Source organism: Nonomuraea sp. NPDC049141 (genome assembly GCF_040648415.1).
Lineage (GTDB): Bacteria > Actinomycetota > Actinomycetes > Streptosporangiales > Streptosporangiaceae > Nonomuraea.
The window spans coordinates 259,720-276,182 of record NZ_JBEZDR010000013.1 but is presented as its reverse complement, the minus strand read 5'-3'; the positions used below and the strand labels follow the sequence as shown (position 1 = coordinate 276,182).

Annotated in this window: 15 protein-coding genes and 1 pseudogene; 11 read left to right on the top strand and 5 right to left on the bottom strand. The window is 69.6% G+C overall.

The annotated features are described in order from the left end of the window. Positions 1-165 precede the first annotated feature (165 nt). Genes AB0B91_RS36515 through AB0B91_RS36505 form a run of 3 tightly spaced genes read left to right on the top strand, consistent with a single transcriptional unit; the run spans position 166 to position 4,439 of the window. The gene (locus AB0B91_RS36515) at positions 166-1,701 is read left to right on the top strand and encodes a non-reducing end alpha-L-arabinofuranosidase family hydrolase (RefSeq protein WP_358329627.1); all 1,536 of its coding nucleotides are present in this window, start codon (positions 166-168) and stop codon (positions 1,699-1,701) included. Between the two features lie 58 nt (positions 1,702-1,759). Beyond that, a complete protein-coding gene (locus tag AB0B91_RS36510; RefSeq protein WP_358329624.1) occupies positions 1,760-3,544 on the top strand; it encodes a ricin-type beta-trefoil lectin domain protein in 1,785 nt (594 codons plus the stop codon). Positions 3,545-3,569: 25 nt separating this feature from the next. After that, the gene (locus AB0B91_RS36505) at positions 3,570-4,439 is read left to right on the top strand and encodes a LacI family DNA-binding transcriptional regulator (protein ID WP_358329621.1); all 870 of its coding nucleotides are present in this window, start codon (positions 3,570-3,572) and stop codon (positions 4,437-4,439) included. Here AB0B91_RS36505 and AB0B91_RS36500 read toward each other — a convergent pair. Further along, positions 4,374-4,574: pseudogene (locus AB0B91_RS36500) on the bottom strand (hypothetical protein); the annotation flags it as partial. The gene AB0B91_RS36505 and the pseudogene AB0B91_RS36500 overlap by 66 nt on opposite strands. Positions 4,575-4,803: 229 nt before the next feature. On the opposite strand from AB0B91_RS36500, the gene AB0B91_RS36495 reads away from it, so the two are divergent. Further along, on the top strand, positions 4,804-5,649 hold the full coding sequence (locus AB0B91_RS36495; protein ID WP_358329618.1) for a helix-turn-helix transcriptional regulator: 846 nt from the start codon (positions 4,804-4,806) through the stop codon (positions 5,647-5,649). Further along, the gene (locus tag AB0B91_RS36490; RefSeq protein WP_358329615.1) at positions 5,640-5,858 is read left to right on the top strand and encodes a DUF397 domain-containing protein; all 219 of its coding nucleotides are present in this window, start codon (positions 5,640-5,642) and stop codon (positions 5,856-5,858) included. The genes AB0B91_RS36495 and AB0B91_RS36490 overlap by 10 nt, the downstream gene beginning before the upstream one ends. Positions 5,859-6,274: 416 nt before the next feature. Here the strand turns inward: AB0B91_RS36490 and AB0B91_RS36485 are convergent, their stop codons facing one another. After that, complete coding sequence (locus AB0B91_RS36485; protein WP_358329612.1) at positions 6,275-6,676, bottom strand: helix-turn-helix domain-containing protein; 402 nt, start codon at positions 6,674-6,676, stop codon at positions 6,275-6,277. Positions 6,677-6,743: 67 nt separating this feature from the next. Here AB0B91_RS36485 and AB0B91_RS36480 point away from each other — a divergent pair, with 67 nt between their 5' ends. The 6 genes from AB0B91_RS36480 (at position 6,744) to AB0B91_RS36455 (ending at position 11,143) form a co-directional block, all read left to right on the top strand. Then, positions 6,744-7,232, top strand: a complete 489-nt coding sequence (locus AB0B91_RS36480; protein WP_358329609.1) for a luciferase family protein — start codon at positions 6,744-6,746, stop codon at positions 7,230-7,232. A 5-nt stretch (positions 7,233-7,237) separates the two neighbouring features. Next, positions 7,238-8,161 carry an NADP-dependent oxidoreductase gene (locus AB0B91_RS36475; RefSeq protein ID WP_358329606.1) on the top strand — a complete coding sequence of 308 codons (924 nt, stop codon included), beginning with the start codon at positions 7,238-7,240 and terminating at the stop codon, positions 8,159-8,161. 264 nt (positions 8,162-8,425) lie between these two features. After that, positions 8,426-8,593 (top strand): hypothetical protein, encoded by a 168-nt coding sequence (locus tag AB0B91_RS36470; RefSeq protein WP_358329603.1) that lies wholly within the window; start codon positions 8,426-8,428, stop codon positions 8,591-8,593. A 295-nt stretch (positions 8,594-8,888) separates the two neighbouring features. Further along, positions 8,889-9,275, top strand: a complete 387-nt coding sequence (locus AB0B91_RS36465; RefSeq protein ID WP_358329600.1) for a hypothetical protein — start codon at positions 8,889-8,891, stop codon at positions 9,273-9,275. Then, positions 9,260-9,640 (top strand): hypothetical protein, encoded by a 381-nt coding sequence (locus AB0B91_RS36460; protein ID WP_358329598.1) that lies wholly within the window; start codon positions 9,260-9,262, stop codon positions 9,638-9,640. The genes AB0B91_RS36465 and AB0B91_RS36460 overlap by 16 nt, the downstream gene beginning before the upstream one ends. A gap of 114 nt (positions 9,641-9,754) precedes the next feature. Beyond that, positions 9,755-11,143, top strand: a complete 1,389-nt coding sequence (locus AB0B91_RS36455) for a cytochrome P450 (protein ID WP_358329595.1) — start codon at positions 9,755-9,757, stop codon at positions 11,141-11,143. Positions 11,144-11,222: 79 nt separating this feature from the next. On the opposite strand, the gene AB0B91_RS36450 is transcribed toward AB0B91_RS36455, so the two are convergent. From AB0B91_RS36450 to AB0B91_RS36440, 3 genes are all read right to left on the bottom strand, one after another. Beyond that, positions 11,223-12,032 (bottom strand): methyltransferase domain-containing protein, encoded by an 810-nt coding sequence (locus tag AB0B91_RS36450; protein ID WP_358329592.1) that lies wholly within the window; start codon positions 12,030-12,032, stop codon positions 11,223-11,225. Between the two features lie 137 nt (positions 12,033-12,169). Further along, positions 12,170-15,043, bottom strand: coding sequence for a glycoside hydrolase family 2 TIM barrel-domain containing protein (locus AB0B91_RS36445; protein WP_358329590.1), 2,874 nt, complete (start codon positions 15,041-15,043; stop codon positions 12,170-12,172). Positions 15,044-15,076: 33 nt separating this feature from the next. Beyond that, a complete protein-coding gene (locus AB0B91_RS36440) occupies positions 15,077-16,450 on the bottom strand; it encodes an FAD-dependent monooxygenase (protein WP_358329588.1) in 1,374 nt (457 codons plus the stop codon). Between the last annotated feature and the right edge of the window lie 13 nt (positions 16,451-16,463).

Here is a 16,463-nt window from a genome sequence, read left to right as displayed (position 1 = left end):
GCAGGAGTCCTCGGCTGTGACGCGTCCGGCGATGGACCGGTCGTGGATCGCGGCTGCCTCCCCTGATGCCTCATGGGAATCGCGCGGCCGGCCAACCGGATTCCCACGGCAGTACATCGCTCTCACATGTCGGGCCCTCTTTCCCGGCGATCGAAGGAGGACACAATGGTTGCCATCGGCGGGGCCCGGCAGGCCTTACCGCGGCGGCGTGGCTGGCGGTCACTGGTCGCCGTCCTCGTGACCGCCGTCCTGGCCGGCTCCATGCTCGCGCTCGGCACCGCACCGGCCTCGGCGGCGAGTGTCGACACCAGCGCCTGGTACGTGCTGGTGAACCGCAACAGCGGCAAGGCCCTGGACGTGTACAACCTGGCCACCAACGACGGGGCGCGCATCGTCCAGTGGGCTCGCAACGACGGCAACCAGCAACAGTGGCAGTTCGTCGACTCCGGCGGCGGTTACTATCGGCTACGCTCCCGCCACTCAGGCAAGGTGCTGGACGTCTACAACTTCTCCACCACCGACGGCGCGGCCATCGTGCAATGGAGCGACCAGAACGGAACCAACCAGCAGTTCCGGCTGGCCGACTCGACCGGAGGCTACGTCCGTCTGCTCAACCGCAACAGCGGAAAGGCGCTGGAGGTCCAGGGCGCTTCCACCGCAGACGGCGGGAACATCGTGCAGTACTCCGACTGGGGCGGGAGCAACCAGCAATGGCAGCTGGTCCGGGTCGGCGGCTCAGGATCGGGTTCCCTGCCCTCCACCTTCCGATGGAGCTCCAGCGGCGTGCTGGCCGGTCCCAAGCCGGACGCAACGCACCCCAGCGCGGCGATCAAGGACTTCTCCGTCATCCGGTACAACAACCAGTGGCACGTCTACGCCACCAACGCCACCGGCAACGGCTGGGGCCTGCTGCAGTTCTCCTTCAGCGACTGGCCGCAGGCCGCCTCGGCGCCCTACGCCTACCTCGACCAGTCGCCGATGGGACCGGGCTACCGGGCCGCGCCGCAGGTGTTCTACTTCGCGCCGCAGAACCTGTGGTACATGGTCTACCAGACCGGCCCGCCCACCTACTCCACCAGCAGCGACCCCACCAACCCTCGCTCATGGTCGGCCCCGCGGACCTTCATCGCCAGCGAGCCGCCCATTGTGACCCAGAACAAGGGCAACGGCACCTGGATCGACTTCTGGACCATCTGCGACACCGCCAACTGCTACCTGTTCTTCAGCGACGACAACGGCCACCTCTACCGGGCGCAGACCAGCCTGGCCAACTTCCCCAACGGCTTCGGCAACACCCAGATCGTCCTGTCCGACAGCCAGTTTGCTCTGTTCGAAGCGTCCAACGTCTACAAGATCGTCGGCGAGAACCGGTACCTGCTCATCGTCGAGGCCATCGGCTCGACCGGCCGACGCTACTTCCGGTCGTGGACCTCCCCCAGTCTCACCGGCTCCTGGACCCCGCTCGCGGCCACCGAGTCCGAGCCGTTCGCCGGCCGTAACAACGTCACCTTCCCGGGCGGCGGCTGGACGCAGGACATCAGCCACGGCGAGCTGGTCCGGGCGAGCAACGACCAGACCCTCACCATCAACCCCTGCAAACTCCAGTACGTCTACCAGGGCATGGACCCGGGCGCCGGCGGCGACTACGGCCGCCTTCCCTGGCGGATGGGCCTGCTCACCCAGACGAACTCACCCTGCTGACCTGCGCGCCCGCGGCCCGCTCAACCTGCACCGCCCCTCCGTGACCAAGGAGTCACATATGGACGCCACACTCCGCAGGCGGCACAGAGGCCTCCGCCGGATCGCCGCCCTCCTTGCCGCAGGCGCACTCGTCGCCGCCCCCGTCGTGACGGCCGCCACGCCGGCCCTGGCCGCGGACCAGGCCATCACCGTCGACTTCTCCGCCGGTGGTGGCTCTCCCACCTACCGCGCCGCCGGATGGATCTACGGCATGACCGAGAACGCGTCGGCGCCGCCGGACCGCTTCTACACCGATGTGAAGTTCCGGTACATGCGCGCCGGCGGGGCGCAGCTCGACAGCCCGGGCGGGTGGGTGTCGGGCAAGTACGACCGCCGATGGAACTCCACCCGCGCCCAGCTGCTGCGCACCCGATCTCTGGGCGGGGAGTTCATCCTGCTCGTCCACGACCTCTGGGGTGCCGACGGCTATCCGATCTCGCGATTCCCCGGCGACAACGGCGACTGGACCGACTACGACAACTTCCTCACCCGCCTGATCAACGACGTGCGGGCGACGGGCGCCACCGTACAGTGGGATCTCTGGAACGAGCCCAACATCACCTTGTTCTGGAACCGCCCTCAGTCCCAGTACTTCGAGCTGTGGCGGCGCGCCTACCAGCGCATCCGGGCCGCGTTCCCGACGCATCTCATCGTCGGGCCGAGCTGCGCGTGCGTGCCCTCGACCACGAACCCGTTCTGGAACCAGTACCTGGACTACGTCAAGGCCAACAACGTGGTCCCCGACATCATCAGCTGGCACTCCCTGCCCGGCGACCCGGTCGCCAACGTGGCGGCGGCCGACACCACGCTGAACGCTCGCGGCATCCCGCATCCGCGCCCGTACCAGATCAACGAATACGGGGCGTCCAACGAGCAGAACCCCGGTGACGGATCCTGGTACATCGCGCGCCTGGAAAGGGCCGGCGCCGACGGCCTGCGCGCCAACTGGGCGGGCGGTGGAAACCTGCACAACGACCTCGGCAACCTGCTCGTCCGCAACTCGGCAGGCGAGTACCAGCCGAAGGGCGAATGGTGGGTCTACCGCTTCTATGGCTCGCAGACCGGCCAGATCGTGTCCGTCACGCCCAGCTCCTCGTACGACGCGTTCGCCACCAAGGCGGCCGGGACGGTCAAGATCCTGGTCGGCGGCGGCAGCACGACCGGCAACATCGCCGTCAACCTGCGGCGCCTGGACACCACAAGCGGCATCGTGCAGAACAACCAGGTAAGAGTCGTCGCCGAGCGCATCCCCTACAACGGCGGCGGCGCCGTCCAGGGCCCGGTCCTCGTCCAGAACTCCGTGGTGACGCTGTCCGGCGACGGCGCGACGGTCAACCTGCCGCACACCGCCATCGACGACACCTACACCCTCACGCTCCTGCCCCCCACGGACCCCGGCCCCGGCCCTGGCGGCGGGTCGACGACGGTGTTGCGGAACGTCAACGCCGGCCGGTGCCTGGAGGTCCCGAACGCGAGCACCGTCAACGGCACCCAGCTCCAGCTCTGGGACTGCGGCGGCGGCACCAACCAGCAGTGGACCCTCACCTCGTCCAGGCAATTGCAGGTGTACGGCAACAAGTGCCTGGACGCCAAGGGGCAGGGCACCGGCAACGGCACCCAGGTGATCATCTGGGACTGCAACGGGCAGGCGAACCAGCAATGGAACGTCAACAGCGACGGCACCATCACCGGCGTGCAGTCCGGCCTTTGCATGGAGGCGAGCAACTTCGGGACCGCGAACGGAACGAAGGTGCAGCTGTGGTCCTGCACCGGCACGACCAGCCAGAAATGGACGAAGAGCTGACGTTCGACCTTGTGAGGAGCGCCGGGTGAACATCGGCGAGATCGCCAGGCGATCGGGCGTGTCCCGCAGCACCGTCTCGTACGCCCTGAGCGGCAAGCGCCCGGTGTCGAAGGAGACCCGGCGGCGCATCCAGGCCGTCATCGACGAGCTCGGCTACCGCCCCAACGCGACCGCCAAGGCGCTCAAGGAGGGCAGGACCCGCACCATCGCCCTGGTCATTCCGCCGGCCAGCCGACGCCTGACCGACGTGCAGCTCGGCTTCGTGGCCAGCGTCGTCGACGCAGCCGGCCGCGCCGACCTGGACGTCCTGCTGTCACCCTCGGGCGGCGAGCACGAGCGTTCCTTCGAGCGCGTCATCGGCGGCAGGCGCGTGGACGGCGACATCCTCATGGAGATCCGGCTGGAGGACGACCGCGTCACCCGCCTGCGGCAGACCGGACTGCCGTTCGTCGTCGGCGTCGCCGCACGGCACCTGGCCGAGAACCTGCACCCTCCGCTCACCGCGGCCGACATGCCCGCCGACGAGCTCGGCTCCCACGCCGTCGAGCTGCTCATCGAGCGCATCGCCGATCCCGCGGCTGCGCACCGCAATCTCCTCCTTGCTCCGCCCATCTCCCTCCGCGGGACCACCGCACCCGCGCGCCCCCCGCGACTTCCTGCTCTCCTGACTAGGGGCGGTGATGATATGCGGCCGGCTGCCCGAATTCGGCTCAGGCGGGTTCGGGGCGGTCGCGAAAGTGCGGCCCTGCCTCGACGGGCAGCCGGGAAAGGATGGGGAGTTCGAACCCTGATCCATCACCTCGACGCGGACCCGTCGGGGGTCGAGCCACATGCGGACACGGAACGATCCGTGTCGCCATCGGCCGGAGATCGTGTGCTTTATGGCGTTGGCTGACAGTTCGGTGGCCAGGAGGCGTAGATTATCGAGGAGATCTTCGTCTTCGGCGGTCTCGGGACATTCGACAACGAGCCACCGAGACGCATAAATCCGCACATCACTAATAATGTCCGGACGACCGGGAAACTTCATCTCGCCTACCATCCGCATGCCAAGCGCTGCCATTTTCACCATCTTTGTCCTATACATCTGCTTTCCTGTATATGCCAGCAAAGACCGCCGCCAGCCTCTGCCATATGAACAGCGGCCTACTATCTGCCGCTAGCCACTTCACAACACTGCTCGCGGCCAGCTACCTTGTGTGCGATAAAAGTCCCAGAGCGGTCCCAGACTTTCGCTGGCACTGAACCAGAAAGCTGGAATGGACCTGGCACAGGGAGCAGTGATGCCACCACTTAAAGAGCTAGACCCAAATGCCAGCCCAACAGCGCGTTTCGGCGCGGAGCTGCGCAAATACCGACTCGCTGCAAATTTGACTCAGGCCCAGCTCGCCGATCGCATCGGCTACAGCAAAAGCCGCATCGGAAACGTGGAGCGCGGTGACGAGAATCCCACGTACGAATTGATCGAGCTCTGCGAAAAGGCGCTCGGCCTGGAGGGAGCGTTGCTCACCCACTGGCCGGCCATCAGCGGCAAGGGGATGCCCAACTGGTTCCAGCAATGGCCACCGATCGAGCGGAAGGCCGACCAACTCATCACCACGGCTCCGTTGATCGTCCCTGGGTTGGTGCAGACGGAGGAGTATGCGCGCGCAATCTTCGAAGGCGAGCCTCACTCCACGCCGCAGCAGGTGGAAGAAGCGGTTCAGGCTCGCATGGAGAGGCAAGCCATTTTCGACAGACCGACTCCTCCGCAGTTCCTTGCTGTGGTGGACGAGGGAATCCTGTACCGTCCGGTTGGAGACAGGTCCGTGACCCTACGACAACTGGAACACCTGATCACCCTGGCCGAGACCGAGTGGTTCACCGTTCAGCTACTCCCGTACGAAGGCCTCTGCACAGCAGTGCTGGTGGGTTCGGCTCTCTTGGCGCAGGAGAACGGAGTGCCGACTGCGGCATACGTCGAATCAGCCCTCCTCGGTCGCGTTGTAGACAAGCCCCACGAGATCAAACGCATCGTGGATCGGCTCGAACGCGTACGCAGCGCGGCGCTTCCCGAGTACTTGTCAGTGCAGCGGATCAAGGAAAGAGTGGCGACGTGGAGCTGAATGAGGTAATCACGAGAGAGATCGCAGACCCGGCCGGATGGATCACCGCGTCCAGTGGCCAGGGCGGTGACTGCCTGGAGGCCAAGCACCTGTCCGACGGCCGCGTCGCCCTGCGCGACACAGAGCAGCCCGACACCCAGCCCTGGGTTCTCCGCCGGGCCGTCTGGGACAAGTTCATCACCGGCGCGAAGAACGGCCTGTTCGACTGACCACGCGGCCCCTGGCGATCTGCACGGGGCCGTCGCGTGTCTTGCCCAGAAACACACACGTGGATCCACTCTGAGGCGCACGCGCGCGCCTCGCGTGGCGGGGCCGACGCCAACCGAGCGAACTCTATGACCGCATCACCCGCGAACACCCGTTCTACGCCGACGCCAGCGAAGACCTCGCCTCACGCGGCGACCTCGCTGACGAACACCCCGTTATCGACCTGTGCGGTGGGACGGGCGTCACCGCAGCCAGCCTCCTGAAGCGCCCTCCCATCACACGGCCGCACTATCCGCCGTGACAACCCTCTCGCATACATCCGGATCCTCAGCTGATCCTCCGGGAAGACCCCCTCCCAATCGTGCTCCAGGGGAACCCATGCCGCAGGCTTGCCGGAGGCCGATACCGGCCTGGCCGGTCACGACGCGTCGTAGCGCAGGCGGGCGGCGGCCACATATGCGCGGTGCTGCTCGGCCCATGCGATGAGCCCGGCGGCCTGAGCCGCGAGCGTCTGCCCGACCGGGGTCAGGGCGTAGTCGACCCGCGGCGGCGAGGTAGGGGTGACGGTGCGTTCCACCAGGCCGTCGCGCTCCAGGCTGCGCAGGGTGAGGGTGAGCATCCGCTGGGAGATGCCCTCGATGGCGCGCTGCAGTTCGGAGTAGCGCTTGGGCCCGCCGCCGAGCAGGTTCATCACCAGCACGCTCCACTTGTCCCCGACGCGGTCGAGAATGTCGCGCAGCTGACAGGTCGGGTGGTCCTCGCTGACCGTCTCACGCACATCGGTGTGCCTTGCGCGGGTCAAAGTGCCTTCTTCCGTCATGGCGGCATTGTGGACGAAGCTCGGTGCACGCACAAGGAGTAACCAGCGCACAGAAAGTGGTGTTGCGATGAGCATCGACTTGACCGATCCTCCGCCCCGATCCGGACCACGCCCGCGGACCACGGGCCTGGAGATCCCGCATGACCAGCTCGACCAGTTCTCCCCACCTCACATCAGGGCCGCCTTGGTTGCGCGGGCGCAGGCGCTGGCCGGCGTGTTCACCGGCCCCAGCCAGGTGTCCGAGCCCGCCTCGCTGGCGCTGAGGCTGCACGAGGCCGCCGGGCCGTGGGCGGCGTTCCTGCACCCCAGCCGTGACGAATTCGGGCACATCCACCGCTCGGGTTTCCTCCATCTCACCGTGCCCGAGCCGCTGATGGCGCCGCTGGAGCGGGCAGGGTGGACCGAGCCGCATCCGATCAGCCGGCGCCCCGAGTGGCCCGACACGATCGTGATGCTTTATGCCCCCCGCGACGAGGCTGAACTGGCCGTCGCCCTTGCCGTCCTGCGCGCCTCCTGGCGGCAGGCCGCCGCATCGTCTGCTACGGAAATGGAGTGATCATCATGCGTGCCATGGCTTTCACCGACTTCGGCGCCGACTTGGTGGCCGCCGACCTGCCCGTGCCCGAGCCCGGTCCGGGCGAGGTGCTGGTCCGGGTGCTGGCCTCCTCGGTCAACGGCTTCGACCTCGGCGTGCTGGGCGGCTATCTCAAGGGCATGTACGAGTACGAGTTCCCGGTCGTGCTCGGCAAGGACTTCGCCGGCACCGTGGCGGACGTCGGTGAGGGGGTGACCCGGTGGACGCCGGGTGAGGACGTGTTCGGCGTGGTCATGCGCCCGACCCTGGGCCAGGGCGGCTTCGCCGAGTACGTGGTGGTGAGCGAGCAGTACGGCCTGGCCAAGATCCCCGACGGGCTCGGCCACACCCGCGTGGGCGTGCTGGGCCTGGCCGGGACCGCAGCGCTCAACGCCGTTGACGCCGTCGCCCCGGCATCGGGGGAGACCGTCCTGATCTCGGGGGCGACCGGTGGGGTGGGCGCGTTCGCCATCCAATTGGCCGCCGCGCGCGGTGCCCGAGTGATCGCCACCGCCCGGCCCGGAGCCGAGGCCGCCTTCGTCACCGGCCTGGGGGCCGCGTGGGCCGTCGACCACACCGACCTGCGCGCGCAGGTACGCGCCATCACGCCCGGCGGGGTGGACTCCGCGCTGCACCTGGCGGGCGACGGCTCGGCCGTGGCCGCCCTGCTGGCCGACGGCGGGCGGCTGGCCTCCACCCTGCACTACACCCCTGACGAGCCCGGCCGGGACATCAAGGCCACAGCGGTGATGGCCGACCCGAACCCGGCCACCCTGGCCCGGCTCGCCGCCGATACGGCCGAAGGACGCCTGCGGGTGCCGGTGGCCCGCTCGTACTCGCTGGCCGAGGCAGCGCGCGCGATCGGCGACTTCGCCGCGGGAACGGTCGGCAAGCTCGCCGTCACGATCTAGAAGACGTCGGCAGTGACAGGAGCACCCTCCGGCCCGGCCACACCGTTTCGTGCAGAGCCGCCCTCGGCTGTGCACGTCTATTCGTACCTAGCTCTGCACGACCAGGGGTACGCCGACAGGTGTCCGCACTCCTTCATGAAAGCGATGAGGGCAGCGAGGACAGCGGGGTCGCGGCTGCGGAGAAACTCGTCCAGTTGGCAGAGGAGCTCGGCGAGTGCATCACATGATGGTGTGGCCTGAGCCGTCTGGTCCGAGGTCACTGCGTTGGGCACTGATCTCGCCGAAGGCGTGCTTGAGGGCGTCCTCGCCGTTGAGGGCGCGGTCCTTCCACGACGCCTCGACCTGGGCCTTCCGCTGGGCCTGGTCATGTTGGCGGGTTCTGTCCGTGTCGGCGGCGGCCTCGGCGACCAGCTGGCGGGCTGCTCGTTTTGATAGAGGAAGGTCCGCGAGACCCCGGCCCGGCGGGCGACGGCCGCGTGCTCGCGCTGCATCTCACGCAGCGCCCGACGCGTCGCTGCCGGGCCTGTACCAGATCAACCGCAACGGCCACCCCGACCACGACATGGCGTCGCCGCTCGGCAGCATGCCGGCCCAGCTCCAGCAGCGCTACCAAGTGGCTGACCCGGATCTTGACACCATTGCGCGGCTGACGTCCACGCGGAGGTCGTGATGGGCGAGGTGCTGAACGACGACGCCGGAGAGAGGCGTAACCGGCGGCGCTCTGGGCTTGGCCGTCTGGTTGTCGCCCAAGCAGGAACGCGGCATCGCCGAGGCCAAGGCCCGGCTGAACATCTGGCACGGCGCGATCGGGTCGGAGAAGACGATCGCGTCGCTGTTCCGGTGGCCCCAGCCACTGGCTGAAGCGCGACTTCCTCGACCGGGCCGGCGAGCTCGACCTGCGGTACTGGGACTTCCGCCTCGACAACAACCACGCCTTAGACCCGGCGTACAGCCGTTCGCGCTCATCGTGGACCAGGCCAGCTCGCCTGACGAGGACGGCGGCTGGTCGATGCCCGCGCCGGCGGTGTGGGCCGAGCAGATCGGGGCCCGCGGCGTGTGGGTGACAGGGCAGACTGTGGAGATCGTGGAGCCGCACCTGTGTCCCCGACGCTGATCGCGCAGCGGCTCGACCACAACAGTGCTCAGGCGGTCAGCGCGGACATCGCCGCCGCGCTCAAGCGGGCCGCCAAAGCGGAGGGCCTGGCCGCCGAGCACCTGCTGCATCAGGAGATCGGCTGCCTGGACCGGATGATGGCGGCTCTGTGGACCAGTTCGGGTCGACGGCCGGCCAACATGGCCACCGACGCGCTACGCGGGGTCAACTTCGGCCTCGCCAGCACCACTCCCGAAGACCATCGGGAGCTCAGTGACGTGCTCACCCGGCTCCGCCTCGCCGGGGGCAACTCCGACGCCCCCGTTGAAAGCGCCACATTCGCGATTCACATTCTGAGTACTTGCCGTAACCGCCGGTATACGTGATGCTTACTGACCTCTTGAGCTAATCGGCGGAAAACTCCCAGAACGCGTCACTCGTGCGGTCGAATCACGCTGACGTGGCGAAGGGAGCGGCAACCAGAGAGGTAGTACGTCCCCGTGAGTCATGGCACGTGGTCCCAGCAGCCCACCGAAACACTAGCGTCGACCCCCATAGAACCGCTGCTGACCAGGGACTACGACGCCGATCCCGCACTCGTGCACGAACGCCTGCGCGGCAGGTACGGACCGGTCGCCCCGGTCGATCTCCTCGGGGTGCCGGTCTGGTTCGTCCTCGGCTATGAGGACGTGCTGCACGTCCTGCAGAACGCGGGCGGCATCTGGAGCAAGGACGTGGAGCGGTGGCACGCCTACATGGAGGGCCGGATACCGGCGGACTGGCCACTGCTCCCCGTCTTCCAGCTCAAGAGCTCGACATTCCAGGAAGGCGCCGCGCAGCACGAGTTGCGGGCCGCGTGGACCAGCGCGCTCATGCCGTTCCAGGACCTGTCCCAAGCGCAGGCGAAGAAGTTGGAACAGGCCATCGTGCGCTACGCCGACGAACTCCTCGACGTGCTGACGGAAGGCGGCTCCACGGGATGGGCGGACCTGGCCGCGCAATACGCGCGGCCGCTCCCGCTGATGGTCGCCAATCGCCTGCTCGGCTTCCCCGCGGCGCGCGGCGAGGACGTGATGATGGACATCTGGCGGATGGTCGACGCCGGGCCCGACGCGCCCGCGGCGTTCGAGCGTCTGTACGCCGCCATGAGGGAGCTTGCGGCCACCAAGCGGGAGCATCCCGGAGACGACCTGCCCTCCTACATGATCCAGGCCAAGCCGGACTTCACCCTGGACGAGCTGGCCCGCGAGCTCCTCATGCTGCCCGGCTTTCTGGACTTCATCACCAGCCTCGTCTGCAACGTGGTCGTCGAGGTCATCTCCAACCCGGATGTGCGGGAGAGCCTGTCGGTGGGATCCATCGACGAGACGGTGAATCGGGTCGCCCTGCTCAATCCGCCGATGGCCAACCTGAGCTTCCGGTTCCCGCTCACGGACGTGAAGCTGGGCAACTACACGATCGCCGCCGGCGATCCGGTGATGCTCTCCGTCGCGGGCGCCCACTCCGACCCGCGGTTCGCCGGGGCGATCGATCGGCAGGCCATCCGCAGCACCCGCGCGCACGTGGCTTGGGGAGCGGGTCCGCACAGCTGCCTGGGCCAGCGGCTGGCGACCCAGATCACCATCATCGCCGTGCGCCGGCTCTTCAACCGGCTCTCCAAGATCAAGCTCGCGCTTCCGGCTGATCAGCTGCCCTGGCGCCCGTCCCCGTTCGCGCGAGCGCTGCGGTCCCTGCCCGTCCAGTACCAACTCGCCGGCGACCACGTCCCCGCGCCTACCGCCGGTCCTGCCGACGCGCAGCCGTCCCGAACGGATGAGGCCGCCGGACGACCGGCCCCCCGTTCCTCCCCACTGTGGAATTTCCTGCGCGGGCTGCGTCGCCCACGATGAGGAACGGCGCCCGCCTGGTGACCCTCGCGAGGACGGTCTGAGGCGGACACCGGTCGTCGGCTCTCGCGGCCGGGTCCCGTCAGGCGCGGGTCCCGGTCGCGAATCGCACCGTACGGGGGAGCACGAACGTCTCGTACGCCAGGGCATCTTCCAGGGCCGCCCTGGCCTCCGGGTGCAGGTATTCGGGGATGGTCTCCAGGGAGGCGCGGCGGGCGGCCGACCACAGCCAGTCCCATACCTGTCCGGCCTCCACGATCACCTCGAACACCACGTCCTCACAGCGGACCCCGTCCAGGCCGCCCTCCGTGAGCAGCTCGGTCAGTTCCTCGGCCGTGCTGAGGGTGCGGTGGAAGGGGGCGGTGCCCGCGGCTGTGGTGTACGGGGCCAGGGCCCGTGCCACCACGCCCAGCAGCTCGATCTCGGCCGGGCTCGCCTGGGCCAGCAGGCTGGCGGCCAGCCGTCCGCCGGGCCGCAGCAGGCCGGTCATGGAACGTACGGCGGCCAGCGGGTCGGGCAGGAAGTACAGCATCATCCCGGCCAGCACGACGTCGAACCGCTCGCCGGGCAGGAGTTCCTCGGCCCGTTCCGCGTCGCCCTGGAGGACCGTGGCGTGCGTCAGGGCGTGCCGTTCGATCTCGGCGGCGGTGGCGGCGACCATCCCCGGCGCGAGGTCCAGCCCGACCACCCGGCCCGTGGGCCCGACCGCCCCGGCCGCCGGGACGAGTGAGGCGCCGGTGCCGCATCCGGCATCCAGCACCCGGTCACCCGGCTCCGGGGCGGCCTGCCGTACCAGCTCGGCGGCCACCGGGCCGAAGAACGGCACACCGACCTGTTCGTAGGTGCCGGACGCGCGGTCGAACACACCGGCCATGTACTGCTTGGCATCCAAGGCGTCTCCTTGCGACAGAGGGGGGTTTGTGCGGAAAGGTGACTCGTGGGGGCTGGCTGTGATGGGGAACGGCAGGCGCGTGACACCAGCCGGGTGGCCCGGCACACGACGATGCCAAGCCACCCAGCCTCGGAGCGTCAGACGCTGGATGGTCCCGTCGGGTCGAAGCGGATCCGGAAGGTGGCGGCACGGGCGTGGAGCTCGTACTGCGGCAGGGTGGCCGGTCCGCACGACGCGGTGCCCACGCCGTGCTGGGCGAGGTCCAGGTTGACGTGCACCCGGTCGCCCGGCTTCAGGTCGGGCCGGTGGCGGGCCGCCTCCAGTTCCGCGGTGGTCCAGCGGCGGGCGGTGAGGCCGAAGACGGGGTCGCCGGTCACCCTGAGACCCCCCGACGAGCTGGTCAGCTCGGCCCAGCGGACATCCGCCCGGTGCCCGTTCTCCTGCGGGTAGACGTACGGTGTCTGCAGGTCCTCCACGGTGGCGGACCAGCGGCCGACCCTGGCGGCCATACCGGTGTCGGGGTACGCCTCGCCGGGGCCCCTGCCGAACCACGTGACGTCGCCGAACGCCGCGGGCAGCGCCATGACCACGCCGAGTCTCGGGAGCGGTTCGGTCCAGTCGCCGTCCGGCTCGACGTCCACCGTCAGCTCCAGCCCACCGCCTGTCGCGACCCATCGGTAGACGACGTGCAGACCGAGGTCGGTGGCCGCCGGTGCGACCCTGGCGCGTACGGTCAGCCCCTCGCCGGTCTCTATGGCGTCCACCCGGTGGGTGAGCCGGTGCAGGCCGAGGTGCCGCCACCGGTCCGCCAGCCCGCCGTAGGTGTCGTTGTCGATCGGCGCCCGCCAGAGATCCAGCCGCGGCCCCTCGACCTCGATCCCGAACAGGCGGGTGAGCCGCCCAGTAGCGGGGTCGAAGTCCAAGCCCGCCGAAGCTCCGGAGCCCGAGTCCGCCACAGCACTGAGGACCCGGTCCGCCGTAGCCCCCGCGCCTCCGGCCTCGGTTGCCGGGCGAGCCTGCTCCTGGGCGTCTGACCCCAGATTGTCCCCGGCATCAGGCGGGGTGCCGGGTGACAGGCGGGTCTGGCCCCAGGCCACCTCGTGGCCCGCGTCGGCCCACGGCTGGTCGGCGGCGAGCACCGCCCGTACCGTCAGCCACCGCTCCCCCTCCCCAGCAGGCAGGTCGGGCAGCTTGACCTCACCCCCCGCCGCGGGCACCTCGAGAGGGAACTCGGTGACCGGCACCCCTTCCTCCTCGACCACCGCGACGAACCCCAGATGCGACAGATCGCGGTACCCGTGGTGGTTCGCCACCCGCACGACCTGGTCCGCGAACTCGAACCGGACCGGCTCGAACACCTTCTTCAGGTCCAGCAGCCCCGGCGAGGGCGTCCGGTCGGGGAACACCAGCCCGTCGATCACGAAGTTCCCGTCGTGCACCGGCTCGCCGTAGTCGCCGCCGTACGCGTACTCGAACGTCGGGTGCGCCAGCCCGTGATCGATCCACTCCCAGATGAACCCGCCGGCCAGCCGCGGATACCGCTCGAACAGCTCCTGGTAGTCGGCCAGTCCGCCGGGCCCGTTGCCCATCGCGTGGGCGTACTCGCACTGCAGGAACGGCATGGCGCGCCGTCGCGCGTCCAGTTCGGGGTCGGGCAGCGGCTCCTCGACCCCCTGCCCGATGGCCTCCACCTCCGTGTGTGAGGCGTACATCCGCGAGTACACGTCGGTGACGGCGCACGAGCGGTCGCCCTCGTAGTGGATCGGCCGCGACGGGTCGCGCTGACGGGTCCAGTCGGCCATGACGGCCAGGTTGCGACCGACTCCGGCCTCGTTGCCTAGGGACCACATGATGACGCTCGGGTGGTTCTTGTCCCGTTCGACCATGCGGCGCATCCGGTCCAGCAACGCCTCGGCCCAGCGCGGGTCGTCCGTGGGGTTGCCGCGCCAGCCGACCTCGCCGAAGCCGTGCGTCTCCAGGTCGCACTCGTCGATCACCCACAGACCCAGCTCGTCGCAGAGGTCGAGGAAGTCGGGGTGCGGCGGGTAGTGGCTGGTCCTGACCGCGTTGACGTTGTGGCGCTTCATCAGCAGGATGTCGGCGCGCATGGTCTCGTACGGTACGGCGCGGCCGTGCTCGGGGTGGAACTCATGCCGGTTCACGCCCTTGAGCAGCAGGGGACGGCCGTTGGCCAGCAGCACCCCGTCCTCGATGGAGATCGTCCGGAACCCGACGCGCACCCGTACGGACTCGCCGGGCAGCGTGACCACGGCCTCGTACAGGCGGGGCGTTTCGGCCGTCCACGGCTCGGCGTCGACGGTGATCTCGGTGCCGGGCGCCAGGTCGGCGATGCCGAGCTCCGCGATGGCGAGCCGTCCGGGGCCGTCGAAGCTCAGCGTGCCGCGACCGTCGGCATAGGAGGCGTGGACGAAGACGTCGGCGGCCGAACGGGTCAGCGACACGTCCCGGAAGATGCCGGGCAGCCACCACATGTCCTGGTCTTCCAGGTAGGAGGCGGCCGACCACTGGTGCACGCGGACGGCGAGCACGTTGCGGCCCGGCACCAGCCACGGTCCGGCGTCGAACTCGACCGGCAGGCGGCTGCCGGTCGAGAAGCCCAGCTCGTGGCCGTTCAGCCAGACCCTGGCGAAGGACTCGACGCCCTCGAACCGCAGGCGCCCGCCGGTCCAGCCCTCGGGCAGGTCGAAGGCGCGGCGGTGGTCGCCGGTCGGGTTCTCGTTCGGCACGTGCGGCGGGTCGACGGGGAAGGGGTAGACGACGTTGGTGTAGGCGGGCGAGCCGTGCCCGTGCAGCTGCCAGTGCGACGGCACCGGCAGGGAGTCCCAGGCCGAGTCGTCGTAGCCGGGGTCGGCGAAGTCGTCGGGCAGGTTCGCGCCCGGCGAGAGGCGGAAGCGCCAGTCGCCGTTCAGGTCGAGGGTAGGGGCGTCAGAACGGAGTGCGGCCCTGGGGTCGAGGTGACCCGAACCAGGGGCGAAATTTTCGAGATCCATCGTCGTTGAGCCTAGAGGTTCTGGGCGGTTTCGTCAGCGATGAGTTTCGTGTCCGTACCGGCGCATTCGGTGTGCCTCCCTGCGCTCCTGCCGAAGCTCGCGGACGGTCCTGGCCACGAACCGCAGCAGGGCCGGGCGATCGGTGCCGGGACGCAGCAGCGCTCGGGCCGTCCAACCGGCCAGGCGCGGCGTGGTGAGCGCTTCGGACGGGCGGATGATCCTGGAGTAGACGTCGAGGAAGCGGGTCATCAGGGCGGGGCCGGCGCGGAGGGCGCGGTGCATCTCGACGTCGAGCGGGCCGACCGGGTCCGCGCGGCCGGTGCGGTCGGTCCAGTAGAACGCCTCCAGGCACTCCCGGTCCCGCCGCCGCTCCCCCTCCGCGAGCACCGCGTCCACCTCGCCTGCGGAAAGATCTGTGTCGGCGAGCGACTCCCCCATGAGGCGGCCGAAGCGGAGGGCGTCGCGGATGCCCTGGGCGGTGACCGGGTCCTTGAAGTGCCCGGCGTCGCCCACCAGTGCCCATCCCGGCCCCGCCGACACCCGGAAGTACGACTCCAGCCCCGCCGCGCCGAACACCCGGGAGCGCCGCGCGCACCCCCGCAATCGCTCCGCCAGACCCGGCAACAGCTCATCGATCGTCCTGTCGTACTCCTTCTCGGGATATTTCCGGAAATCGGGCGCGCGGGCGTCCGGCGGCATGAGCAGCACCAGTGTCAGCTCGCCGTCGCACGGAAAGGCCGTCCCCAGCTCCGCCCCCTGCCGCCACTGCGAGGCGACCGCCCGCAGCGACTCGTGCGGATCAGCGAAGTAGGCGTAGTAGCAGGCCCGACCGTCCCTCCGCCTCAGGTACGGATCGGCCGCCCCGGCGAGGCGGGCCACCGTGGACCGCCGTCCGTCGGCCCCTACGACGACCGGCGCGCGCAGCGCGTAGGAGCGCCCGCCACGCTCGTTCACCTCGACCCCGGCGACCCGCCCCTCGGACCAGAGCAGCCCGGTCACCCGGCATCCCTCACGCACCTCCGCCCCCTCCGCCCGGGCGGTCTCCACGAGCGCCAGGTCCAGCCCGGCGCGCCGGACGCACATCGCGTACGAGATCCCGTCGACGGCGCTGTACCCGCCGACGGCCCGCACGCCGGGGATCTCGACGGAGGCCAGCGGCAGCCGGGGCGCGCCCAGCGCCGCCACCCGGTCGAGCGCGCCGAGCCGGGCGAGCTCGGCCAGGCCGCCCGGCCACATGAGGTGGGTGGAGATCGTCGGCGAGGGGAAGCGCGCGGAGTCGACCGCGATGACCCTGCGACCCGCCCGGGCCAGGGCGATGGCGGCGGCCGACCCCGCACAGCGGGCGCCGACGATCACCACATCGGCGTCCGCCCCGCCCGCCGGGTGCCGCGGATGTCCGTCCGTCATGGCCGCCGGGTGC

Coding starts and splice junctions, on each gene's coding strand:
- AB0B91_RS36515 (WP_358329627.1), top strand. CDS start 166: ATGGTTGCCATCGGCGGGGCCCGGCAGGCCTTACCGCGGCGGCGTGGC.
- AB0B91_RS36510 (WP_358329624.1), top strand. CDS start 1,760: ATGGACGCCACACTCCGCAGGCGGCACAGAGGCCTCCGCCGGATCGCC.
- AB0B91_RS36495 (WP_358329618.1), top strand. CDS start 4,804: ATGGACCTGGCACAGGGAGCAGTGATGCCACCACTTAAAGAGCTAGAC.
- AB0B91_RS36485 (WP_358329612.1), bottom strand. CDS start 6,676: ATGACGGAAGAAGGCACTTTGACCCGCGCAAGGCACACCGATGTGCGT.
- AB0B91_RS36480 (WP_358329609.1), top strand. CDS start 6,744: ATGAGCATCGACTTGACCGATCCTCCGCCCCGATCCGGACCACGCCCG.
- AB0B91_RS36475 (WP_358329606.1), top strand. CDS start 7,238: ATGCGTGCCATGGCTTTCACCGACTTCGGCGCCGACTTGGTGGCCGCC.
- AB0B91_RS36445 (WP_358329590.1), bottom strand. CDS start 15,043: ATGGATCTCGAAAATTTCGCCCCTGGTTCGGGTCACCTCGACCCCAGG.
- AB0B91_RS36440 (WP_358329588.1), bottom strand. CDS start 16,450: ATGACGGACGGACATCCGCGGCACCCGGCGGGCGGGGCGGACGCCGAT.